The organism is Brevundimonas sp. GW821-FHT02A10, assembly GCF_059422025.1.
Window position 1 is genome coordinate 221374 of sequence record NZ_JBWKWC010000001.1, and the last position, 21054, is coordinate 242427.

Genomic DNA, 21054 nt, shown 5'->3' on the forward strand with positions numbered 1-21054 from the left:
GGCGCCGTTAGAGCGCATCGGAAACGCGAGCGCCTTTTGGCGGCAGAGAAGGAAGACCGAATGCCCTTCATTTCGAACGGCGGCATCAAGCTGCATTGGGAAGAGCGTGGCGACGGCGTGCCGATCCTGCTGATCATGGGCCACCGCTACTCCTCGGCCATGTGGTACCCGATCTATGAGGCGTTCGGCGGCAAGTACCGTCTGGTCTCGTTCGACAACGAGGGGACGGGCAAGAGCGGGACGCGCCGCAAGACCTCCGTTTCCGAAATGGCCGCCGACGCCCTGAAGGTGCTGGACGCCGCCGGAATCGAGAGCGCCCACGTCTATGGCGTCTCCATGGGTGGCGGTATCGCCCTGGAGTTCGGGGCCCGCTATCCGGAGCGCTGCCGGTCGCTGATCCTGGGCTGCACCATGGCCAAGACGCCGGACATTCCGCCGCGTCCCAAGTGGCTGATCAGCCTGATCTATCGCGCCCTGCCCCTGCTCAAGGCCTTCGCCAAACCGGCCAAATACAAGGGCGGATACGGCGACGCGGCGCCCGACGACGCCATCGCCCGTGACAAGGTCATGCTGGACAAGGACCCGTTCAACATGACCGGCGTCATCGCCCAGAGCCACGCCATCATCGACTATTCCATCACCCCGGAAGAGGTGGCGGCGGTGAAGCTCCCCGCCCTCGTCCTGCACGGCACCCAGGATCTGGCCGTCCCCTATGAGGCCGGAAAGAAGATGTCGGAGATGCTGCCCAACGCCCGGCTCGTCACCTTCCAGGACATCGGCCACAACTACTTCGTCGGCGCCGGCGAGCGCGCCAACGCCGAGGTCGACCGCTTCATCCAGGACGTCGAGAAGGCCCGATGAGCGGGGGCGCTCCGGTGTTGCTGGACCGCTGGGAGCTGCTCGACTTCGAGCCCGGTCAGGGCGCGGCCGATGGCGTCGGGGACTGGATGCCGGTCCCGGCGCCCGGCGACGCCTATCTGGCCCTGATCGAAGCCGGGCGGCTGGAGCATCCGTTCAAGGGCCGCAACGAGGACGCAGCCGCCTGGGTGCGGGATCGGGAGTGGTGGCAGAGGACGACCTTCATCGCCCCGACGCCTGAACCGGACACGGTGACCGAACTGGTCTTCGACGGCCTGGACACCTTCGCCTCCGTCTATCTGAACGGCGAACTTCTGGGGCGGACGGACAATATGTTCCGGCGCTACGCCTTCGACATCGGCGCGCATATCACGCCCGGCGAGACCCACACGGTCGCCGTGCGCTTCGATCCGCCGGCGCTGGCCGTCGTCGACCGCCCCCTGCCCGTCTGGACCGCCTTTACCGACCGGGTCAGCGTCTCGAAGCGCAACCAGATCCGCAAGGCCCAGTTCGGCTGGGGCTGGGACTGGGGTCCCGACCTGCCGACCGTCGGCGTCTGGCAGGCAGCCCGCGTCGAGACCCGCGCCCGCCCGCGGCTGAACGAGGTGCGGTTTGAGACCCTGTCCGTCTCCGCCGAAACGGCCCGCGTCCACATCACTGTCGACGCGCCCCATGACGCCGCCCTGGTGGTCGAGGTCGTCCTGACCGATCCCGACGGCGCGGTGGTCTTCAGCCGCACCTGCCAGCCGGGCGACGCCTCGGGCGGCCTGAGCATCGACAAGCCCCGCCTGTGGTGGACGGCCGATCTCGGCGAACAGCCGCTATACGGCCTGACCGTGCGCCTGTCCGACGGCGACCGGCTGGTGGATGAGGTCGTGCAGTCCGTGGGCGTCCGCACCATCGAACTTGACGAATCCGAGGACCCGGACGAACCGGGTACGACCTTCTTCCGCTTCGTGCTGAACGGACGCCCGATCTTCATCAAGGGCGCCTGCTGGGTGCCGGCCTCGTCATTCGTCGGTGACCTGGCGTCGGAGCCCTACGACCGGCTGCTCGACGACGCCGTCGGCGCCAATATGAACATGATCCGGGTCTGGGGCGGGGGCGTCTATGAGCCCGACGTCTTCTACGACCTGTGCGACCGCAAGGGGCTGCTGGTCTGGCAGGACTTCATGTTCGCCTGCGCCCACTATCCGGAGGACGGCGAGTTCGCGACCTCGGTGAAGATCGAGGTCGAGGAACAGGTGCGCCGCCTGCGCCACCACGCCTGCCTCGCCGTCTGGTGCGGCAACAACGAGAGCCAGGCGATGAACCGGATCAACACCGACAAGGGCGGCGATCCCGTGCGGCTGTCCGGCATCACCCTCTATGACGAACTGATCCCCGAGGTGCTGGCCCGGTTGGATCCGCGGGCCCTGTATCGCCCCGGCAGCCCGTGGGGCGGATCCAATCCGAACACCATGCGGGCCGGCGACGTGCACAACTGGACCGTCTGGCACGGTCTGCCGCCGATCCCCGACGACACCATGATCGGCGCCTATGAGGTCAGCCCGGAAGGCATCGCCTACACCCGCTACGCCGAGGACCAGTGCCGGTTCGTCAGTGAGTTCGGCATCCAGGCCGCCCCGGCCATGGCGACCCTGAAGCGCTGGATGGATCCCGCCGACCTGACGCCCGACAGCCCCGGCTTCCTCGCCCGGATCAAGGACGAGGCGCGCAAGGCGGACGCCATGATCGCGACGGTCACCGGCCCCGCGACCACGCTCGCGGACTATGTCGACTTCACCCAGTGGACCCAGGCCGAGGGTCTGAAGTTCGGCATCGAGCATTTCCGCCGCCGCACGCCCCATTGCTCGGGCGCCCTGATCTGGCAGTTCAACGACTGCTGGCCCTGCGTGAGCTGGTCACTGGTCGACTATGACGGAGCGCAGAAGGCGAGCTGGTTCGCGGTGCGCCGCGCCTTCGCGCCGGTGATGGCTTCGTTCCGGGTCGAGAACGGCGTCGCCGAGCTGTGGGTCACGAACGATCGGCTTGAGCCCGTCTCGGGCAAGGCCGAGATCGCCCTGTCGCATCTGGACGGCCGTTCGGAATGGCGGGTCGAGGCGGACTTCACCGTCTCTCCAAATACGGGCGCGCCTGTCTGGCGCGGCGAGGTCGACGCGGCCGACGATCTGGTCCTGACGGTCCGGTCGCTTGAGGACCTGTTCCCGGCGAACCGCGAACTGTTCGCCCCGATCAAGAGCCTGCCCCTGTCGCAGGGCGTGCATCCCACTATCGAGGTGCGGCAGGTCGGACCGCGCGCGCTGGCGGTGGATCTGTCCGCTGACACCTGGCTGGCCTTCGTCCATCTGGTGTCGGACCGCGCCGACGTGCGGTTCAGCGACAGCTATTTCGACATGGCGGCAGGCGAGCGGCGGACCCTCACGGTCACGGGCGCAACTGATCTGACGCCGTCGGACATCGCGGTGCGCTGCTGGAACGACCGGGCCTCGGGAGCGGCGGCGTGAGCCGGGCATCGCGGCGCGCCTTCGGGGTCGCCGCGATCGCCGCCGCGGTCACCCTCGCCGGATGTGGGGGCGGCCCGTCAAAGCCGTTCGACCTGAGGGCCGCGCCGCCCGCGCCGGACTATTCGAAGCCCGCGGCCTGGCTGGCCCTGCCGGGACGCGACGGACTGGAGCGGTCTGCGCCCACCGGGTTGGCCGTCGTCGATGAGACTTCAGCGGCCGCCGATGTCTTCTTCATCCATCCGACCACGGTGAAGGGCAGCGAGACCTGGAATGCGGCATGGGACGCCTCGGACGCGGCCGCGCCGCTGAACCGGGCGGTGCTGATGGGCCAGACCAGCGTCTTCAACGGCTGCTGCCGCATCTACGCGCCCCACTATCGGCAGGCGTCATTGAAGGGCCTAGGCGACACCGGGGCTGTCGATCTGGCCTATGCCGACGTCGCCGCCGCCTTCCGCAACTTCATCGCCCACCGCAATGACGGACGCCCGTTTATCATCGCGGCGCATAGCCAGGGCGTGGTCCACGCCATCCGCCTGTTGCAGGAGCAGGTGCTGGGAACGCCGCTGCAGGACCGGCTGGTGGTCGCCTATCTGATCGGCGGCTATGTGCCCGACGCCTTCCCGGAGATGGGCCTGCCCCTGTGCGACGCGGCCGACCAGACCGGCTGCGTCCTGACCTGGAACTCGAGCAAGCCCGGCAGCCTGACGGCGCGGATCATCATTCGCGACAAGACCTACTGGTGGCGCGGGGCGTGGAAGGACGCGGATCAGGCGCCCGCCGTCTGCGTCAATCCCCTGACCTGGAGGGTACAGGGACATGGCCCCGAGGCTGTCGGTCCCGAGGCCAATCCCGGCAGCATGCCCCTGCCCCGCGATCCGTTCCCGGCGGCCGCCGCAACGATGCCGCCGTTGCTGCCGCACCTGACCGGCGCCCGCTGTCACGACGGGATGCTGGAGGTCGATATCCCCAAGGACTCGCCCGCCGCCTACAGCGACCCGCTGGCCCGCACCTTCGGCAGCTATCATCTGAACGACTACGGCCTGTTCTACGCGGTCCTGCGGGAAAACGCCCTGACGCGGGTCCGGGCCTGGACGGCGGCGCATCCGTAGAGTTCAGGCGTTGGCCTCGGCCCAGCCGATCAGTTGGCGCGTGACCTGCTCCCAGCCCGGCTCGGCCAGCAGCAGGTGCGAGCGGCCCGGGAAGTTCAGGAAGTCCGTCTTCGCGGGCGAACGCTTCTGAATCCGCCAGGCGGCGCGCGACAGGTAAGGCGTCACCAGCCGGTCCTTGTCGCCCGAGGTGATCAGCAGCGGCTGGGTCCTGCGACGCGGGTCGATGCGCGTCCCGGCCCAGAAGGCGGCCTGATAGAAGACCCGGCCTGACGTCGGGATCACATAGGTGTCGAAGGCGGCGTTCTGCGTCTCCGGCGGCGCGCCGTTGGCAAAGCGCTCGGCCCAGCGCTTGCGGGTGAAGGCATAGGGCCGGTTCCAGCCGTTCCAGCGCAGGATCACCGGCAGGGCGGCGGTCAGGGTCAGCCAGCCGTGCAGCACCCCGCCGATCGGCGCCGGATTGACCGCGATCCCGGCCCGGCCGACGCCCCGGTCGAGCAGCATCTGGGTGAACAGCCCGCCGAAGGAATGGCCGACCAGCAGGGGCTTGCCGGGCAGTCGCTCGATCTCTGCCTGCAGCGCGTCGACGATCTTCCCGACGGTGAGCCCGCCCAGTTCCGCAGGCGGCGCCGCATTGATCTCCGCCGCCGTCCGGCCACGCAGCACCGGCCAGGTGGGGGTGATGACCGTCCAGCCTGCCGCCTCCCACGCCTCCCTGAACCCCGCCCAGGAACCCGTCGTGACCCAGAGGCCGTGGATCAGCACTACCGTCTTGTCATCGGCCTCACTCATGATGTCCCCCGCACGCCGTCGCGCTCAACAAACGTAACAGACAAGCTTCCGTCGCCTAACCGCGTTATAAGGAATTCAACTCCGCAGGGAACCGCATGCCGCGGCGCCGCGGGGCCATGGAAGGGCTTCTCCCCAATGTTCAGGACATTTCGTACCCTTTTGGCCGCCGCGCTGATCGCGCTGGGCGGCCTGACCGCCGTTTCGGCTAATGCCCAGACGGCTGCTCCCGCCAAGAAAACCGTGGTGCTGGTCCACGGCGCCTGGGCCGATGGCACCAGCTGGAGCCGGGTCATCCCCTATCTGCTGGCCGCCGGTTTGAACGTCGTGGCGGTGCAGAACCCGCTGTCGTCGCTGGAAGGCGACGTGGCCAACACCACCCGCGTCATCAACGACCAGGCCGGCGACGTCATTCTGGTCGGCCATTCCTACGGCGGCGTGGTGATCACCGAGGCCGGCAACAATCCGAAGGTGAAGGCCCTGGTCTATGTCGCCGCCTTCGCGCCCAAGCCGGGCCAGTCGGTCAATTCGATCCTGTCGGCCTTCCCCCTGCCCGCCTGGTTCGCCAGCCTGCACGCCGACGCCGGCGGTTACGTCACCTGGCCGATCAGCACCTGGAAGACCGAGTTCGCCACCGGCCTGCCCGAGGGTGAGCAGGAGATGCTGCACGCCACCCAGCACCCGACCTTCCACGGCGTCAATGACAACGCCGTCGGCGACACGGCGGCCTGGTCGACGCGCCCGGTCTTCTCGGTCGTTTCGCAGCAGGATCACATCATCCCGGCCCCGCTGCAGATGCTGTTCGCCCAGCAGATGCATTCGACGGTCGTCCCGGTCGAGGCCGGTCACCTTGCCATGCTGATCGCGCCGGAAGAGACCGCCAAGGCCATCATCTCGGCCGCCAACAGCTACTGAGACCTGTCGCGATCTGAGACCACGGGAGGCGGACCGCAGGGTCCGCCTCTTTCGTTTCAGCCCGCCTTCGCGGCCAGCCGCAGGCTTTCCGCCAGCACCGGCTCCATCGCTTCATAGCCGCGCCGTGTGGGGTGAACGCCGTCGCGGGTGAAGTCCGTTCGCATCCGCCCTTGGCCGTCGGTCAGGGCGGCGAAATAGTCCGCAAAGACCAGACCGCGCGCCTCGGTCGTCGCCTTCAGCCAGGCGTTGAGCTCGGCGACCCGACCGCTGACGTCGCCCAGCGCCGGGCTCCAGGCCAAGGTGGCGAAGGGCGGCAAACTGGCGAGAACGACGGTGATCCCGTGCGCCTTCGCCAGATCCAGCATGGCCAGAATGTTGTTCCGGAAGTCCTGCGGGGTGTTCGGTCCGGTGTTGCCGGCGACGTCGTTGGTCCCGGCCATCAGGTGGCAGATCCGGGGCTTGAGGGCGACCACATCAGCCATGAAACGCAGCAGCATCTGGGGCGTGGTCTGGCCGCTGATGCCGCGATTGACGTGGCCGCCCTCGAACAGGCCGGGATTGGCGATACGCCACATCTCCGTCAGGGAATCGCCCATGAAAACAACGTCGACGGCAGTCCCGGAACGGGCGAAATTGTCGTCGCGATACTGGCTCAGCGCAGGCCAGTCGCGCTGCATCCGCCAGGCCTTGCGGCGCTCGTTGCGAGCGCCGCGTTCGGGGTCCGACAGCATGGCAATGACGGCCGGATCCATCTCCCCGTCAGCGACATAGGCGCGCGCGAACGCCAGCTCCTCCTCCCCCGGACCGAAGCCCGCGGAGTCGAGATGATCGACCATTCCGAGCGGACTCGGGCGGTCTTCGGGGCGATCCGAATTAGGCATTCCGTCTGTCTCCATCCTGGCCGCCCGGGTCTTCGCCCGCGTCGGTTGAGAGGCCAGTCTGCTCCCGCAATGCAGCAAACGTCAAATCTTCACTCGCGATTGAATGAGCGTTGACGAAACCGAATTTCGGTGTGACGTTCCGGGTCATGGCGACGCAGATCGCCGAGGAAATGCAAACCGAGGGAGGCTAGACCCATGACTGGGAAGCTCTGGATTTCGACGTCCGTCGCCGCGCTGCTGTGGTGCGGCGCTGCTCACGCCCAACAGGCCCAACCGACCGCCCCTGAAGACCAGGCCACGACCCTGGGCGACGTGGTGGTCACCGCCGAACGACGCACCACCAACCTGCAGACGACCGCTGTCGCCGCCTCCGTCATGAGCGGCGAGGAACTGCAGAGCAAGGGCGTCACCAATATCGAGACCCTGCAGTTCTCCATGCCGTCGGTGACGGTGCAGAACTCCGGCCAGGGCAACAGCTTCAACGTCCGCGGTATCGGCAAGACCGAGAACAGCTCCTCGATCGGCGTCGGCGTCATCACCTATCGCGACGGCGTGGCGGTCTTCCCCGCCTACTTCCAGAACGAGCCGTTCTTCGACATCCAGAGCCTGGAGCTGCTGCGCGGTCCGCAAGGCACCTTCGCCGGTCAGAACGCCACCGGCGGCGCGGTCTTCATCACCGAGAAGAATCCCGATTTCGGCGGCCTCGGCGGCTATGTCACGGCCCAGTACGGCAACTACAATGACGTCCGCCTGCAGGGCGCGATCAACCTGCCGCTCTCCGACACCCTGGCCGCCCGCCTCGCCTTCAACAGCGAGAACCGCGACAGCTTCTATGACGTCATCGGCACGCCGTCGCGTGGCCGTCCGGGCGTGCTGGACTCCAAGAGCGTGCGCGGCAGCCTGCTGTGGACGCCGACCGACAATCTCCGGGTCCTGCTCAAGAGCGACTACACGATCAACGACATGGGCGGCTATCCGGCCAGCCCCTACAACTCGACCCTGCCGCTGCACACGATCGCGACGAACGGGCCGTACGCCGCCAAGGACGAAACCGCGCGGACGGTGCTGAACGTCAGCTACGAGTTCGCCAACGGCATCACCCTCCGGTCGATCTCGGGCGCCCAGTACGGCACCACCATGGTCCGCTCGGACCTCGATGGCACGGCCACCCTGCCCTTCACCTTCTACGACAAGGTCGAACAACGGCTGCTGTCGCAGGAGTTTACCCTCGTGTCGCCGGATGACGGCCGCCTGAAGTGGGTTCTGGGCGCCTATTACCAGGACGACCTGATCACCTTCCCGCCCGGCCAGTTCGTCACGACCCAGTACGTCGCCCCGACCCTGCCGATCCTCTACGACACCATCCTGGACGGCGAGAACCCCAAGACCACGGCGGCCGGCTTCGGCCAGATCAGCTATGACCTGACGGACGCGCTCGAACTGCAGGTGGGCGGTCGCTACACCAAGTCGACGGTGGAAAATAACGCCAAGTTCGCCGCGCCCCTGCTGGGCCTGGCTCTGGTCCAGAACGACCGCTACGAGGAAGACGCCTTCACCGGCAAGATCGCCCTGAACTGGACGCTCGACGACAACAACTTCCTCTACGCCTTCTACGCCCGCGGCCATAAGGCCGGCGGCCTGAACGGTCCGAACCTGGCCTTCGTGCCGCCCAAGGCGTTCGACGGCGAGGACGTGGACGACTTCGAAGCGGGCTGGAAGGCGACCCTGTTCGGCGGTCACCTGCGCACCCAGCTGGGCGCCTACTATGACATCTACAAAAACTTCCAGATCATCATCGGCGACCCGACGACAGCCTCGATCACCTCGATCCTGAACGTCACCGGCGACACCAAGATCTACGGTCTGGAAGCCTCGGCCCAGGGACGGTTCGGCGGCTTCGGCTTCGACGCCGGCCTGTCGGTCTCACACTCCGAACTGGGTGACTTCTACGGCGCCGACCCGCGTCGGGCCCGGACCGGGGCGTGCGATCAGAACACCGGCCCGACCAGCGGCAACTGCATCAATCTGGCCGGCAACGCCCAGACCTATGCGCCGGAGCTGACGGTGAGCCTGGGCGCCGAATACGCCTTCCAGATCGGCAATGCGACCCTGACGCCGCGTGTGGACTACAGCCACATCTCCGAGACCTGGACGACGATCTTCGCCAACGAGGCCCTCGGCGACAAGCTGAAGGAACGCGACATCGTCAACGCCCAGCTAACCTACGACACGGGCGACTGGAGGCTTCAGGCCTATTCGACCAACCTGACGGACCTTGAATACGTCGCCTCGATCAAGGCGGGCCTGCGTTACGCCGGCGCGCCGCGTCAGTACGGCCTCCGTCTGACGAAGAACTTCTAGTGGAGTACGGCGGCGTGGGGTCGATGCAGGAGTATGCGCTGACCGTGGACAAGTTCCTGGTCCACGCCGCCAAATGGCACGGGTCGGTCGAGGTGATCTCGGCCGATCCGGGCGGGGTCACCCGGAAGACCTATGCCGAAACGCTGGACCGGAGCCGCAGGCTGTCGGGCGCCCTCCTGGGCCTCGGCCTGCGGCCCGGGGACCGGGTCGGGACCCTGGCCTGGAACACCCGGCACCATCTCGAAATGTGGTACGGGACCATGGGGGTCGGCATGGTCTGCCACACCCTCAATCCCCGCCTGACCGCCGACCACCTGGCCTCGATGATCGATCAGGCCGAGGACAAGGTCCTGGCCGTCGGCTCGGGTCTGGGCGAGGTCGGACGCGCCCTGATGGCGCGCTGCCCCAGCCTCAAACACCTGATCATCCTCGACGGCGATCCGCTGGAGGGCGACGACCTCGACCTCGAGGCGATGATCGAGGGGTCGAACGAGCGGCCGGCCTGGGGCGGGTTCGACGAACAGACGCCGGCCGGCCTCTGCTTCACCTCGGGCACGACCGGCGCACCCAAGGGGGTGCTCTATACCCACCGCTCCAACTATCTGAACACCATCCGCTCGCTGCAGTCGGACTGTCTGGCCCTGTCGCGGTCGGACGTGGCCCTGATCACCGTGCCGATGTTCCACGCCAACGCCTGGGGCTTCCCCTTCTCGGCGCCCTCGGTCGGTTCGACCCTGGTCCTGCCGGGACGGCTGATGGACGGCGCCAGTCTGGCCCGCCTGATCCGGGACGAGGGCGTGACGGTCACGGCCGGGGTGCCGACCGTCTGGATCGGCCTGCTGGACCATGTCGAGGCCAACGACCTGCAGCTTCCGACGCTGGAGCGCATCATCCTCGGCGGCGCAGGCGCGCCCGAGAGCCTGATCCGCCGCATGGAGGATCGTCTCGGCGTCCGCGTCCAGACCAGCTGGGGCATGACCGAACTGTCCCCCATGGGCACCCTGTCGCCGCCCGACGAGGTCGCACTGGCCTCGGGCCGTCCGGCCATGGGTCTGGACATGCTGCTGACCGACGCCGACGGCGTAGCCCTCCCAGAGCAGCGCGGCGTCGTGGGTCACCTGAAGGTCAAGGGACCCAGCGTGGCGCGCCAGTATTTCAAGGCCGCGGCTCCGGCGCTGGATGCCGACGGCTGGTTCGACACCGGCGACCTGGCCATTATTGATGAGGGCGGCGCCCTGACGCTCGCAGGCCGCTCCAAGGACCTGATCAAGTCGGGCGGCGAGTGGATCAACCCGGTCGACATCGAGCAGATCATCGGCGCCGATCCGTCGGTCGGCATGGTCGCCGTCATCGCCCGGGTCGACGACAAATGGGGCGAGCGCCCCCTGCTGGTGGTGGAGCCACGTCAGGGCCATGCGGTCGAGGACGGCGCCCTGCTGAAATCGCTCAAGGGCAAGGTCGCGGACTGGTGGATTCCGGACCGCGTGGTGCAGGTCGAGGCCATGCCCCTGGCCGCCACCGGCAAGATCGACAAGACGCGGCTTCGCGCGGACTACGGGCAGGCCTTAGGATGACGATCGATCCTTACAGGCCGCTCGCGAATCGGGCGCCGCCGCCCGAATTCGAGACCCGCGCCATGACGACCGCCAAAGCCGCCGCCAAGCCCGCCGCCAAGGCGAAGACCTCCAAGGCCGCGGCCGCAAAGACTGCACCGCGCCCCAAGGGCCGGTCCAAGGCCGAACAGCGCGCCGAGAGCCTGGAGCAGATGCTGGACGCGGCCGAGGAGCTGTTCTCGCAGCACGGCCTGTATGGCGTGACGCTGAAGGACGTGGCCCAGAAGGTCGGCGTCCACACCTCGCTGATGCACTACTACTTCGAAGACAAACAGGATCTGTTCCTTCAGGTCGTTCGTCGAAAGGCGCCGATCACCATCGGCCGCCGGGTCGAGGCCATGACGCGCTATGCCGAGGAGACCGGCGATCATCCCACGGTCGAGGGGTCGCTGCGTGCGTTTCTGGACACCGACCTGGACCTCTACATCGAGGGCGGCGAGGGCTGGCGGAACTACGGCGCCCTCGGCGGCCAGCTGAACAACACCCCGGCCTGGGGCGCCGCCGTGATGTGGGAAAACTTCGACCCCGTCGTCCTGCAGCTCATCGACCTGCTCAAGAAGGCGATGCCGGACGCGGCCGAGGAAGACATCTTCTGGGGCTACCACTTCGTCACCGGCGCCCTGACTCTGAGCCTGGCGCGCACCGGCCGGATCGATCACCTGTCGGGCGGCCTGTGCCAGTCCGACGACTTCGAGGCCATCAAGGCGCGGATGGCCAAATTCATGGCCGGCGGCTTCCTCGCGATCTGCGAAACCCGCGCCGCCGAGCGAAAAGCAGGAACACCCAATGGCTGATGTCGCCGGCTTCCCCGTCGCGGCCCGTCCCGAGGACCTGGGCTTCGACAGCGCCCGACTGGGACGCCTGGACGACTATATGGCCGAGATGGTCGAGGCGGGCCGCGTCGCCGGCGTCTCCACCCTGATCCTGCGCCACGGCAAGGTGGTGGCGCATCGGACCCACGGCTCCGCCGTGCTGGGCGGCGACCAGCCCCTGAGCCCCGACGCCATCTTCCGCATCTATTCGATGACCAAGCCGATCGCGGCGACGGCCATGATGATCCTGTTCGAGGAGGGCCACTGGCTCCTCGACGATCCGGTGACCAAATTCATTCCCGAGTTCGAGACCCTCAAGGTCTGCGCCGGCGTCGGCCCCGACGGCGGGATGATCATCGAGGACGCCAAACGCCCTCCGACCCTGCGCGAGGTGATGAGCCACACCGCCGGCTTCGCCTATGGCCTGTTCCCCGACTACCATCCGCTGGAGCGCGCCTATTTCGCCGAAGGGATCGCCCGTCCGGACGGGGCCCAGGCCTTCGTCGACAAGGTCGCCGCCCAGCCCCTGATGTTCCAGCCGGGCGGCGAGTGGTTCTACTCCATCGCCTCGGGCATTCTCGGCGTCATCGTCAGCCGCATCTCGGGCCAGTCGTTCGGCGACTTCCTGCAGGACCGGATCTTCGGCCCGTTGGGCATGGTCGACACCGGCTTCCAGACCGGACCGGACAAGGCCCATCGCCTGGTCACCTTCTATCAGGACGACGCCCAGGGCGGGCTGAAGGAAGTCACCGAGGTCCTGAACGCCCCGATCAATCCCTTCATCGCCCCTCCCCCCTTCGAGGATGGCGGTGGCGGACTGGTCTCGACGATCAGCGACTACGCCCGCTTCACCCAGATGATCCTGAACAAGGGCGAGCTGGACGGCGTGCGCATCCTGGCCCCGGTCACGGTCGAGCTGATGTCGACCAACGTCATTCCGGACGCCGTGCTGGCGACCAGCCATCCCCTGCGGCTCCTGCCCTTCAACCCGGCGTTCGGTTTCGGCCTGGGCTTCTCGGTCATGAAGGATCCGCGCCGGCTGGGCTCGGTCGAGGGCCGCGGGACCCTGGCCTGGGGAGGCATGGGCGGAACCTGGTTCTGGATCGACCCCGAGAATGACCTGATCTTCGTCGGCCTGATCCAGCGGTTCGCCGATCCGATCTCCGGCGAGTTCCGCGCCAAGGCCCGCACCTTCACCTATGCGGCCCTGACACAGCCACACCTCTGACTTCGCGAACAACAGACGGACCCCAAGGTCCGCTTTCGAGGAAACGACAATGACCACCGTCACCGCCGACGACGCCGAGGTCCCCGCCTCGCCGCCCGCGGAGTTCCGCAAGACCAAATGGGGCGTCGTCTGGCTCCTGACCCTGACCCTGTTCACGGCCCTGACCGTCGGCGGTCTGCTGGCCCCGCTGCAGGAGGCGGCCAAGCTCGACCTGCATATGACCGACGTCCAGCTGGCCATGATCGTGGGTACAGCGGGGGCCATTCCGACGGCGCTGCTGGCCCTGCCCATCGCCTGGTGGGTGGACCACAGGACGCGCAACCGGATGCTAGTGGTCCTGGCCTCGCTCTGGGCCATCGGCACCATTGCCACCGCCTTCGTCACCGGCTTCTACGGCCTGTTCGCCGCCCGCCTGATCGCCGGCATCGGCGCCGGCACCGCCTTCCCGGTCGTCGTCTCCCTGCTGGCTGACGTCTGCATGCCCGAGAAGCGCGGCCGCTCGATGCTGCTGCTCTCGATCGGCGCCTGGGGCGGCGTCGCCGCGGCCTTCGCCATCGGGGGCACCCTGTTCGGTTATCTGGAAGCCCATCCGGCCGCCTTCCTCGCCGGCATGGCGCCCTGGCGTGCGACCCATCTTTTGGTGGGGATCGGCGCCGCCCTTCTGACCCTGCCTCTGCTGCTGATCCGCGAACCGAAACGTTATGAGGTCGAGCAACAGAGCGTCGCCCTGATGCCGACCCTGCGCGCCTTCTGGAAGCGCAAGGGCTTCCTGGGCCCACTGCTCATCGGCAACTTCGCCGGCGGCCTGGCCGAGGGCGCCGCGGCGCTCTGGATGGGCTCGATCCTGGTGCGCCAGTACCACCAGTCGCCCGGCCAGTTCGGCGGCTGGGTGGGTCTGGTGATCCTCGGCGCCGGCATCGTCGGTTCGATCCTCGGTGGCTTCACCGCCGACTGGGCCCAGAAGCTGAAGATGCGCGGCGCCATCCTGCTGCCCGCCGTCATCGCCACGGCCATCAGCATTCCCGCCAGCCTCTATCCGATCATGCCGACCGTCTCCGGCTTCGCCTGGGTCCTGTTCGCCCTGCTGACCGGCGGCGCAATCGTCAACCTGGTCAACACGGCCGCCATCGCCGTCCTGCTGCCCAATGAGGAACGGGCCACCAGCATCGCCGCGCTCAAGATCGTCGCCACCGTGGTCGGCGGGCCGATCACCGGCGCCATCGTCGTGGGCATGGCCTCCCACTTCTCGGGACCGTCCGGGATGGGCATCTCCCTGACCTGGCTCGGCGTCGTGACCGGCTTCATCTCGCTGGGCGGCTATTGGGTCGCCATGGCCAATGCGCCGCGCAAGGCCGAGGCCGAAACGCCCGCCTGATCCCCCTCTCCCCGGAGCCGACGACGATGAGCCATTCCAGTGTGAATCCCGCGCTCGCCGTCGTCGGTATCGCCCGCCTCGCGGAGATGACGGGGACCAGCCTCAGAGCCCTGAGATACTATGAAGAGATCGGCCTTCTTCGGCCGTTCCGCACCGCCAACCGGGCGCGGCTGTTCACTGGCCATCAGTGCGAGATGGCGGCGATGATCGTCTTGCTGAGGCGGCTGGATGTCCCGGTCGTCGAGATCCGCGCGGTGATCGATCAGGCCTCGTCCGATACCGACCGCGCCGAGCGGCTGCGCCAGACGCTGGAGCGCAAGGCGGCGGAACTCGGCGAGCGGCTGCGTGAGGTGCAGGTCGCGCTCGCCGGAACGGGCGCCGTTCACGAAAGTCTCAGCGCGGCCTGACCTTAGGTGACCCTTGCCGGGGACGTGCGGCGGTGGAAGGAAGGGTCCGGGCGTCCGTCAGAGACGCCGCTGGATGAGGATCCGCCATGGCCGCCTTCGAGATCACCCGTGAGGGCGCCGTCGCCCATCTGCGCCTGACCCGGCCGGAGGCGTCGAACGCGCTGGACATGAGCTTCTGGCGCGGCTTCGGCCCCGCCATCGCGGCGCTGGACCGGACCGGCGAGGTCCATGCCCTGGTGATCTCCGGCGAGGGCCGGAACTTCTGTGCCGGGATGGACATCTCCGTCTTCTCCAGCGGCGCCATCCTGCCGGCCGAGACGGCGGCCCAGCGGCAGGCCTTCCATCAGGCGGTGCGCGATCTGCAGGACGCCCTGACGGCGCTGGAGAAGGCGCGCTTCCCGGTGATCGCGGCTGTGCACGGCGCCTGCGTGGGCGCCGGGCTGGACATGGTTTCGGCCTGCGACCTGAGGCTGGCCTCCGCCGACGCCCTGTTCCGGATCGAGGAGATCAACATCGGCATGATGGCCGACGTCGGCAGCCTGCAGCGCCTGCCCAAAATCCTGCCCGAAGGGGTGGTGCGCGAACTGGCTTATCTGGGAACCAGCCTGACCGCCGACCGGGCCGAGCGGCTGGGCTTCGTCAATGCGGTTCTGCCGGACGCCGGGGCCGTGGTCGCAGCGGCGCTGGAGATGGCGAAGACCATCGCCGGCAAGGCCCCGCTGGCCGTCACCGGGTCGAAGGCCGCGATCACCTATGCGCGCGACCACACCGTCGCCGAGGGGCTGGAGTGGGTGGCGATCATGCAGGGCTCGCTGTGGAACCCGTCCGACATCCTGACCGCCATCCAGGCGCGCCGGACGAAGGAGACGCCGGCTTTCGCCGCGCTCGCGCCTCTCGTCACGCCCGGCTCCGAAGGCTAGGCGGCGCGGCGGACCGAACGCGTGATCGCCGAGGTCATGGCCGCCAGCCCGGCCAGCAGCCGCGCCTGATCGGCCGGAGCCAGCGACCGGTCAAGGAACAGCAGGGCCAGCCCCTCCGCCTGGACGGTGACCGCGCCCACGCGCCAGCAGCCGCAGTCGATCCAGCCGTCCAGCAGGTCGCACAGGTCGATGGTCAGGGGCACCAGATCGTTGCGGCGGGCGACGGCCGCGGTCTCGGCGACCGACAGGGCGAGCCGGCGCACGGCCCGGGCGTCGGACTGGATGGCCGCATCCGGTCGGCGGCAGGCGGCCAGCAGGTCGGCGATCAGGGGCCCGAGCCGGATGGCGATGGCCGGGGTGATCGCCTCCACCCGCGCCTCGGCGTGGCGGGCCAGAGCCTCGACCGTGGTCGCGTCGGTCGCGGTCAGGATGCGGGCCAGACGGTTGGGCGGTGTGAAGCTGACCTGGGTCATGTGAACAGCCCGTCGATCTCGTCCTGCGACAGGGCGCGGTCGGGCGTCGCGGTGATGCGCAGGTCCTCGGCGCGGCGCTCATAGACCCCCGGCGGCAGGGGCTCGGTGCGGAAACGGCGGTCAGGGCCCTGATACCCGGGCGTGTCGATGAAAGCCCGGCGACTCTGGGCGATCCACAGCATCCGCTCCAGCAGGATCATCGGCGAGACCGGCTTGGCGATGGTGAAGTTGGCGCCGGAATCGCGGGCGCGGACCACCTTGGACTCGGGCGTCGAGGCGCTGAGCATCAGGACGGGGGTACAGGCGTTCGGCCCCTGGCGATCAGCCCGCATCTCGCGGACCAGGGTGAAGCCGTCCTCCTCGACCATCTCGCAGTTGACCATCACCAGATCGAAGCGGCGGGTGAGCAGAACCTCGCGGGCCGCCTCCACGCTGTGGCATTTGGTCGGCCGGCTGATGCCGAAGCCCATCAGGATGGCGCCGAGGAGCTCCGTCGACTGCGGATTGTCGTCCACGACCAGGGGGTCGACGTCGCGGAGGCCCAGGCGCGTTCCGGACAGCGGCACGACGCCCTCACTCGACCTGCATCAGGCGGTCCGTCGCCGCCTGGTCGAGGCCTTGGGCGGCCGGGCCGTTCAGCAGATGGGCGTCGGCGCGGGTCTCGACGCGGCCCGTCGCCGAAGCCGCCAGCCGCTCCAGCCTCTGACCGACCAGATCCTGAAAGGCGCAGGCCTGCAGCACCTCCAGAAAGGTCGTTTCAATCGCCGCGGCATCGACGAACTGGGCCTGGGCCAGGTCCAGCCCCCGTTCCGACAGGGACAGCAGGGTCTGGGCGGCGGTATCCAAAACGTCGCGAATGACGGCGATCTCGGCGAGGAAATCGGACCGGGTCACGGTCAGATCTCGCCCAGGACGGAACTGAGCTTCTGCTTGAGCACGGCCAGGGTGAAGGGCTTGATGACATAGTTGTTCACCCCCGCCTGACGAGCCGCCACGACGTTCTCGGTCTTGGCCTCGGCGGTGACCATGACGAAGGGCGTCGCCTTGACCTCGTCGTCGGCCCGCACCCGCTGAAGCAGCTGCAGCCCGGTCGTCGGCTGCATGTTCCAGTCGGACAGGACCAGACCGTAGGACTTGGCCTTGATCATCTGGAAGGCGGTGTCGCCGTCGGCGGCGTCGTCCACATTGTGGAAACCGAGCTGGTTCAGCAGCCCCCTGACGATCCGGATCATCGTGCGGTAGTCGTCGACCACCAGGACATTCATCGTCTTGTCGACCGCCATGGTCCCTGCTCCCTCTCCCGGCCCTCCCGGCCCGGATGGAAGGTGAAGCGACACACTCTAAGGTTGCGTTAACGACGAATTTGCACAGTTTAGAGTTGTAACTTCCGGTTAACCCTGTTCGCGCCATGGTTGCTGGCCCGGCCATCCGGGCTTGCGACAGGGTGATCCGTTGGACGAGGTCGTCAGGGATTTCGTGGCTGAGGCTCTCGAGGGGCTGGAAGCGCTCGATTCGAAGATGGTGCGGCTGGAGCAGGCGCCGGACGACCCGGCCCTGCTGGGCGAGATCTTCCGTCTGGCCCATACGCTGAAGGGGACCAGCGGCTTTCTGGGCCTGTCGCGGCTTCAGGGCGTGGCCCATGCGGCCGAGAATGTGCTGGGCGGATTCCGCGACGGGACACTGGCGGTTACGCCCGCCGCGGTCTCGGCCATTCTCGACGTGCTGGACGTGATCCGCGAGATCGTGGACCACCTTTCCGTGCACGGAGAAGAGCCGGGCGGAGACGACGCCCGGCTGATCGCGGCGCTGGACGCCATCTTCGCGGGAACGGCAGTCGAGGCTGCGCCGGAACCGAAAACGACTGCGCGCCCCATGCTGGAACAGCTGGGCGGAGAGGCGACGCTGGATGCGGCCTGCGAGGGGGCTCTGTTCGCCCTGACGGCCGACGCCGAGGTTCAGGCCATTCTTGGGACGCTGGACGCTGACCGGGTGCAGTCCGCCCTGAGGGACGGCTTGTGCGCGATCGCCCGCGGCGGATCGGGCGACTTCCCCTCAACACTGGGCGCCGCCCTGCCCGGGCTGGCGGTCGATGCTGCGGGACGCATCACAGCCGCGATCCGCAAGGCCCTGCTGGAACTGGAAGCCGAGGCGGAGGCCGTGGACCGGGTGTTGACGCCGCCCGCCCCTGCACTCGCCGCAACCCAGCGCACGGATGCAGCGCCCCAAACCCCGTCCTCTGCAGACAGCCAGTCGATCCGGGTCAATGTCGAGGTGCTGGAAAACCTGATGACCGTGGTCAGCGAGCTGGTGCTGATCCGCAACCAGCTGATCCAGACCCTGAGGACCGATCCGGAGAGCGCCTTCGCCGGGCCGTTGAACCGGCTCAACCAGGTGACCAGCGAACTTCAGGAAGGGGTGATGACGACCCGGATGCAGCCGATCTCGGGCGCCTGGGCCAAGCTGCCGCGACTGGTCCGCGACCTGGCCGCCGACCTCGGCAAGTCGATCGAACTGGTCATGCAGGGTCAGGAGACCGAGCTGGACCGGCAGGTGCTCGAACTCATCAAGGACCCCCTGACCCATATGATCCGCAACGCGGCGGACCACGGCATCGAGACGCCCGAACGCCGCCGCGCCGCGGGCAAGCCGGACGCCGGCCGCATCCTGCTGCAGGCGCGGCACGAGGGCGGCGCCATCCTGGTCGAGATGTCCGACGACGGGCGCGGCCTGCCCGCCGAGGCCATCCGCGCCAAGGCCCTCTCGGCGGGTTTGATCACCCCGGCCCAGGCCGCGGCCATGACCGACGCCGAGGCGCGCCAGCTGATCTTCGCCCCCGGCTTCTCCACCGCCGATCAGGTCACCGCCGTCTCGGGCCGGGGGGTCGGCATGGATGTGGTGCGCACCAATATCGAGAAGATCGGCGGGGCCATCGAACTGGCCTCGGTCGAAGGCCAGGGCACCCGCTTCACCATCCGCATCCCGCTGACGCTGAGCATCGTCTCGGCCCTGATCGTCGAAGCCAGCGGCGAACGGTTCGCCATGCCCCAGTCGAGCATCATCGAACTGGTCAGCACCGGCGCCGGTCCGTTGTCGGATGAGGCGGAAGGCGCGCCAGAACGCGAAGACAGTCAGCCCGCCCGCCGCATCGAGGAGATCAACGGCGCCTGGGTGCTGAGGCTGCGCGACAGGCTGCTGCCGCTGGTCTCGCTGCAGGCCTTGCTGGGACTGGAGGAGCGCGAGGACCCGCGCGCCGACGCCTGTATCGTCGTCGCCCGCATCGGCGCCTTCACCTTCGGCGTCATCGTCGACCGGGTGTTCGACACCGAGGAGATCGTGGTCAAGCCGGTGGCCTCGGTGCTGCGCCATCTGAAGATCTATTCCGGCGCGACGATCATGGGCGACGGCTCGGTGATCATGATCCTGGACTTCAAGGGCATGTCGCTGGAGGCGGGCGCCGGCCATCTGGTCAACGGCGCCGAGGACGCACCCGAGGCCGGGGCGGAGGCGTCGGGCGAGACCCGCACCCTGCTGGTCTTCAAGACCCCCGAGGAGGCGCTGAAGGCGGCCCCGCTGGACAGCGTGGCGCGTATCGAGGACCTGGACTGCGCCAGCATCGAACACGTCGACGGCCGATCGGTGATCCAGTACCGGGGCGCCCTGATGCCGGTGGTCGGCTGCGACGGCAAACCGGTCCGGATCGAGGATGAGGCTGAGGAAACGCGTCGCCGCCCGCTGCTGGTCTTCGCCCGGGGCGCCACCGGTTTCGGCGTTCTGGCGGAGGAGATCGTCGATATCGTCGAAGGTCCGGCCATGGCCCAGTTGGGCGGCGCGGGCGCGGGCGCGGCGGGCAGCCTGATCGTCGCGGGTCAGGCGACGGAGCTGATCGACCTCGATTTCTACGGACGCGGCGCGGGGGTGACTTTGACGGAGCCCTCCCCTGTCGCCGCCCCCGCGCTGAAGACCGGCGACCGGCGCATCCTGGTCGTGGACCAGAGCCCCTTCACCCGCCTGCTGCTCGGCCCGCTACTGGCCCAGGCGGGCTATGGCGTCGAGGTGGCGGCGAGCGCTCACGACGCCCTGACCCTGCATGACGGGGGCGCGGTCTATGACCTGATCCTGGCCGACACCACGCCCGGCGCGCCCGGCGCCCGGCAACTGGCGCACACCCTGGGGCAAGCCTCGGCCTGGCATGCGACGCCCCTGCTGGGCCTCGGCGCCTATCGGATGGAGGCGCGCGACCGGCTGGACAGTCTCGAAGCCGATCTCGACCGCGATCAGTTGCTGAACGACCTCGACGACAATCTAATGCGCGGAGCCGCCTGATGAGCCAGCCGACGACAGACGGGGTTCAGGGGCTGGTCTCGGTGCGCGTCGGCGACCAGACCTTCGGCGCGCCGGTCCTGAGCGTTCAGGACGTCATCGCTCCGGTGCGCATCGACCGGGTGCCGCGCGCCCCGGCGGAGGTGGCGGGGTCTCTGAATCTGCGCGGCCGGATCGTCACCGCCATCGACATGCGCCGCCGCCTCGGCATGACGCCGCGCGAGGCTGACCAGCCGCATATGTGCGTCATCGTCGAGAGCGCGGGCGAGCTCTACGCGCTTCAGGTCGACGACGTCGGCGACGTCCTGTGGCTCGCCCTGGCCGCCCAGGAGCCCCAGCCGATCACCCTGGCCAGCGAATGGCGGGCCCTGTGCGCAGGCCTCTATCGCCTCGACGACGACCTGATGCTGGTCCTCGACATCGCGGCCGTGCTCGCCCTGCCCGCCCTCACCGCCCCTCTCGCAGCCTGACCCTTCATCCGAGGAACAC

Annotated in this window: 19 protein-coding genes; 13 read left to right on the forward strand and 6 right to left on the reverse strand. The window is 68.3% G+C overall.

The annotated features are described in order from the left end of the window. Positions 1-60: 60 nt before the first annotated feature. The 3 genes from AC07U0_RS00905 to AC07U0_RS00915 are packed head-to-tail and all read left to right on the forward strand — an operon-like array spanning position 61 to position 4474. Positions 61-861 carry an alpha/beta fold hydrolase gene (locus AC07U0_RS00905; RefSeq protein ID WP_494718155.1) on the forward strand — a complete coding sequence of 267 codons (801 nt, stop codon included), beginning with the start codon at positions 61-63 and terminating at the stop codon, positions 859-861. Beyond that, positions 858-3365, forward strand: coding sequence for a glycoside hydrolase family 2 protein (locus AC07U0_RS00910; RefSeq protein WP_494718156.1), 2508 nt, complete (start codon positions 858-860; stop codon positions 3363-3365). Before AC07U0_RS00905 ends, AC07U0_RS00910 begins: the two co-directional genes overlap by 4 nt. Beyond that, positions 3362-4474 carry a DUF3089 domain-containing protein gene (locus tag AC07U0_RS00915; protein WP_494718157.1) on the forward strand — a complete coding sequence of 371 codons (1113 nt, stop codon included), beginning with the start codon at positions 3362-3364 and terminating at the stop codon, positions 4472-4474. Before AC07U0_RS00910 ends, AC07U0_RS00915 begins: the two co-directional genes overlap by 4 nt. Before the next feature lie 3 nt (positions 4475-4477). Here AC07U0_RS00915 and AC07U0_RS00920 read toward each other — a convergent pair whose 3' ends face one another. Next, on the reverse strand, positions 4478-5263 hold the full coding sequence (locus AC07U0_RS00920) for an alpha/beta hydrolase (RefSeq protein WP_494718158.1): 786 nt from the start codon (positions 5261-5263) through the stop codon (positions 4478-4480). Between the two features lie 159 nt (positions 5264-5422). Here AC07U0_RS00920 and AC07U0_RS00925 point away from each other — a divergent pair, with 159 nt between their 5' ends. Next, positions 5423-6175 (forward strand): alpha/beta fold hydrolase, encoded by a 753-nt coding sequence (locus AC07U0_RS00925; RefSeq protein ID WP_494718159.1) that lies wholly within the window; start codon positions 5423-5425, stop codon positions 6173-6175. Positions 6176-6231: 56 nt separating this feature from the next. Here AC07U0_RS00925 and AC07U0_RS00930 read toward each other — a convergent pair whose 3' ends face one another. Next, positions 6232-7011 (reverse strand): GDSL-type esterase/lipase family protein, encoded by a 780-nt coding sequence (locus AC07U0_RS00930; RefSeq protein ID WP_494718160.1) that lies wholly within the window; start codon positions 7009-7011, stop codon positions 6232-6234. A 240-nt stretch (positions 7012-7251) separates the two neighbouring features. Between AC07U0_RS00930 and AC07U0_RS00935 the strand changes: the two genes are divergently transcribed. From AC07U0_RS00935 to AC07U0_RS00965, 7 genes are all read left to right on the forward strand, one after another. Then, positions 7252-9417, forward strand: coding sequence for a TonB-dependent receptor (locus AC07U0_RS00935; RefSeq protein WP_494718161.1), 2166 nt, complete (start codon positions 7252-7254; stop codon positions 9415-9417). A 23-nt stretch (positions 9418-9440) separates the two neighbouring features. Next, on the forward strand, positions 9441-10991 hold the full coding sequence (locus tag AC07U0_RS00940; protein WP_494719171.1) for an AMP-binding protein: 1551 nt from the start codon (positions 9441-9443) through the stop codon (positions 10989-10991). 62 nt (positions 10992-11053) lie between these two features. Continuing rightward, complete coding sequence (locus AC07U0_RS00945; RefSeq protein WP_494718162.1) at positions 11054-11824, forward strand: TetR/AcrR family transcriptional regulator; 771 nt, start codon at positions 11054-11056, stop codon at positions 11822-11824. Beyond that, positions 11817-13070 (forward strand): serine hydrolase domain-containing protein, encoded by a 1254-nt coding sequence (locus AC07U0_RS00950; protein WP_494718163.1) that lies wholly within the window; start codon positions 11817-11819, stop codon positions 13068-13070. Before AC07U0_RS00945 ends, AC07U0_RS00950 begins: the two co-directional genes overlap by 8 nt. A gap of 49 nt (positions 13071-13119) precedes the next feature. After that, on the forward strand, positions 13120-14445 hold the full coding sequence (locus AC07U0_RS00955; protein ID WP_494718164.1) for an MFS transporter: 1326 nt from the start codon (positions 13120-13122) through the stop codon (positions 14443-14445). A 26-nt stretch (positions 14446-14471) separates the two neighbouring features. Beyond that, a complete protein-coding gene (locus AC07U0_RS00960) occupies positions 14472-14852 on the forward strand; it encodes a MerR family transcriptional regulator (protein ID WP_494718165.1) in 381 nt (126 codons plus the stop codon). An 86-nt stretch (positions 14853-14938) separates the two neighbouring features. After that, entirely contained in the window at positions 14939-15772 is an 834-nt protein-coding gene (locus AC07U0_RS00965) for an enoyl-CoA hydratase-related protein (protein ID WP_494718166.1), read from the forward strand. On the opposite strand, the gene AC07U0_RS00970 is transcribed toward AC07U0_RS00965, so the two are convergent. From AC07U0_RS00970 to AC07U0_RS00985, 4 genes are read right to left on the reverse strand one after another with little or no spacing between them, the layout of a single operon-like run. Continuing rightward, complete coding sequence (locus AC07U0_RS00970) at positions 15769-16245, reverse strand: hypothetical protein (RefSeq protein ID WP_494718167.1); 477 nt, start codon at positions 16243-16245, stop codon at positions 15769-15771. The two genes, AC07U0_RS00965 and AC07U0_RS00970, sit on opposite strands and share 4 nt — an antisense overlap. Continuing rightward, positions 16242-16811 (reverse strand): response regulator, encoded by a 570-nt coding sequence (locus tag AC07U0_RS00975; RefSeq protein ID WP_494718168.1) that lies wholly within the window; start codon positions 16809-16811, stop codon positions 16242-16244. Before AC07U0_RS00975 ends, AC07U0_RS00970 begins: the two co-directional genes overlap by 4 nt. A 7-nt stretch (positions 16812-16818) precedes the next feature. Beyond that, positions 16819-17139: a hypothetical protein gene (locus AC07U0_RS00980; RefSeq protein WP_494718169.1), complete on the reverse strand. Its 321-nt coding sequence runs from the start codon at positions 17137-17139 to the stop codon at positions 16819-16821. A 2-nt stretch (positions 17140-17141) separates the two neighbouring features. Further along, on the reverse strand, positions 17142-17528 hold the full coding sequence (locus AC07U0_RS00985; RefSeq protein ID WP_494718170.1) for a response regulator: 387 nt from the start codon (positions 17526-17528) through the stop codon (positions 17142-17144). Between the two features lie 169 nt (positions 17529-17697). On the opposite strand from AC07U0_RS00985, the gene AC07U0_RS00990 reads away from it, so the two are divergent. Further along, complete coding sequence (locus tag AC07U0_RS00990) at positions 17698-20568, forward strand: hybrid sensor histidine kinase/response regulator (protein WP_494718171.1); 2871 nt, start codon at positions 17698-17700, stop codon at positions 20566-20568. After that, positions 20568-21035, forward strand: coding sequence for a chemotaxis protein CheW (locus AC07U0_RS00995; protein WP_494718172.1), 468 nt, complete (start codon positions 20568-20570; stop codon positions 21033-21035). The genes AC07U0_RS00990 and AC07U0_RS00995 overlap by 1 nt, the downstream gene beginning before the upstream one ends. Positions 21036-21054: the final 19 nt, after the last annotated feature.

Coding starts and splice junctions, on each gene's coding strand:
- AC07U0_RS00905 (WP_494718155.1), top strand. CDS start 61: ATGCCCTTCATTTCGAACGGCGGCATCAAGCTGCATTGGGAAGAGCGT.
- AC07U0_RS00910 (WP_494718156.1), top strand. CDS start 858: ATGAGCGGGGGCGCTCCGGTGTTGCTGGACCGCTGGGAGCTGCTCGAC.
- AC07U0_RS00920 (WP_494718158.1), bottom strand. CDS start 5,263: ATGAGTGAGGCCGATGACAAGACGGTAGTGCTGATCCACGGCCTCTGG.
- AC07U0_RS00930 (WP_494718160.1), bottom strand. CDS start 7,011: ATGGTCGATCATCTCGACTCCGCGGGCTTCGGTCCGGGGGAGGAGGAG.
- AC07U0_RS00935 (WP_494718161.1), top strand. CDS start 7,252: ATGACTGGGAAGCTCTGGATTTCGACGTCCGTCGCCGCGCTGCTGTGG.
- AC07U0_RS00940 (WP_494719171.1), top strand. CDS start 9,441: ATGCAGGAGTATGCGCTGACCGTGGACAAGTTCCTGGTCCACGCCGCC.
- AC07U0_RS00945 (WP_494718162.1), top strand. CDS start 11,054: ATGACGACCGCCAAAGCCGCCGCCAAGCCCGCCGCCAAGGCGAAGACC.
- AC07U0_RS00950 (WP_494718163.1), top strand. CDS start 11,817: ATGGCTGATGTCGCCGGCTTCCCCGTCGCGGCCCGTCCCGAGGACCTG.
- AC07U0_RS00955 (WP_494718164.1), top strand. CDS start 13,120: ATGACCACCGTCACCGCCGACGACGCCGAGGTCCCCGCCTCGCCGCCC.
- AC07U0_RS00960 (WP_494718165.1), top strand. CDS start 14,472: ATGAGCCATTCCAGTGTGAATCCCGCGCTCGCCGTCGTCGGTATCGCC.
- AC07U0_RS00965 (WP_494718166.1), top strand. CDS start 14,939: ATGGCCGCCTTCGAGATCACCCGTGAGGGCGCCGTCGCCCATCTGCGC.
- AC07U0_RS00970 (WP_494718167.1), bottom strand. CDS start 16,245: ATGACCCAGGTCAGCTTCACACCGCCCAACCGTCTGGCCCGCATCCTG.
- AC07U0_RS00985 (WP_494718170.1), bottom strand. CDS start 17,528: ATGGCGGTCGACAAGACGATGAATGTCCTGGTGGTCGACGACTACCGC.
- AC07U0_RS00995 (WP_494718172.1), top strand. CDS start 20,568: ATGAGCCAGCCGACGACAGACGGGGTTCAGGGGCTGGTCTCGGTGCGC.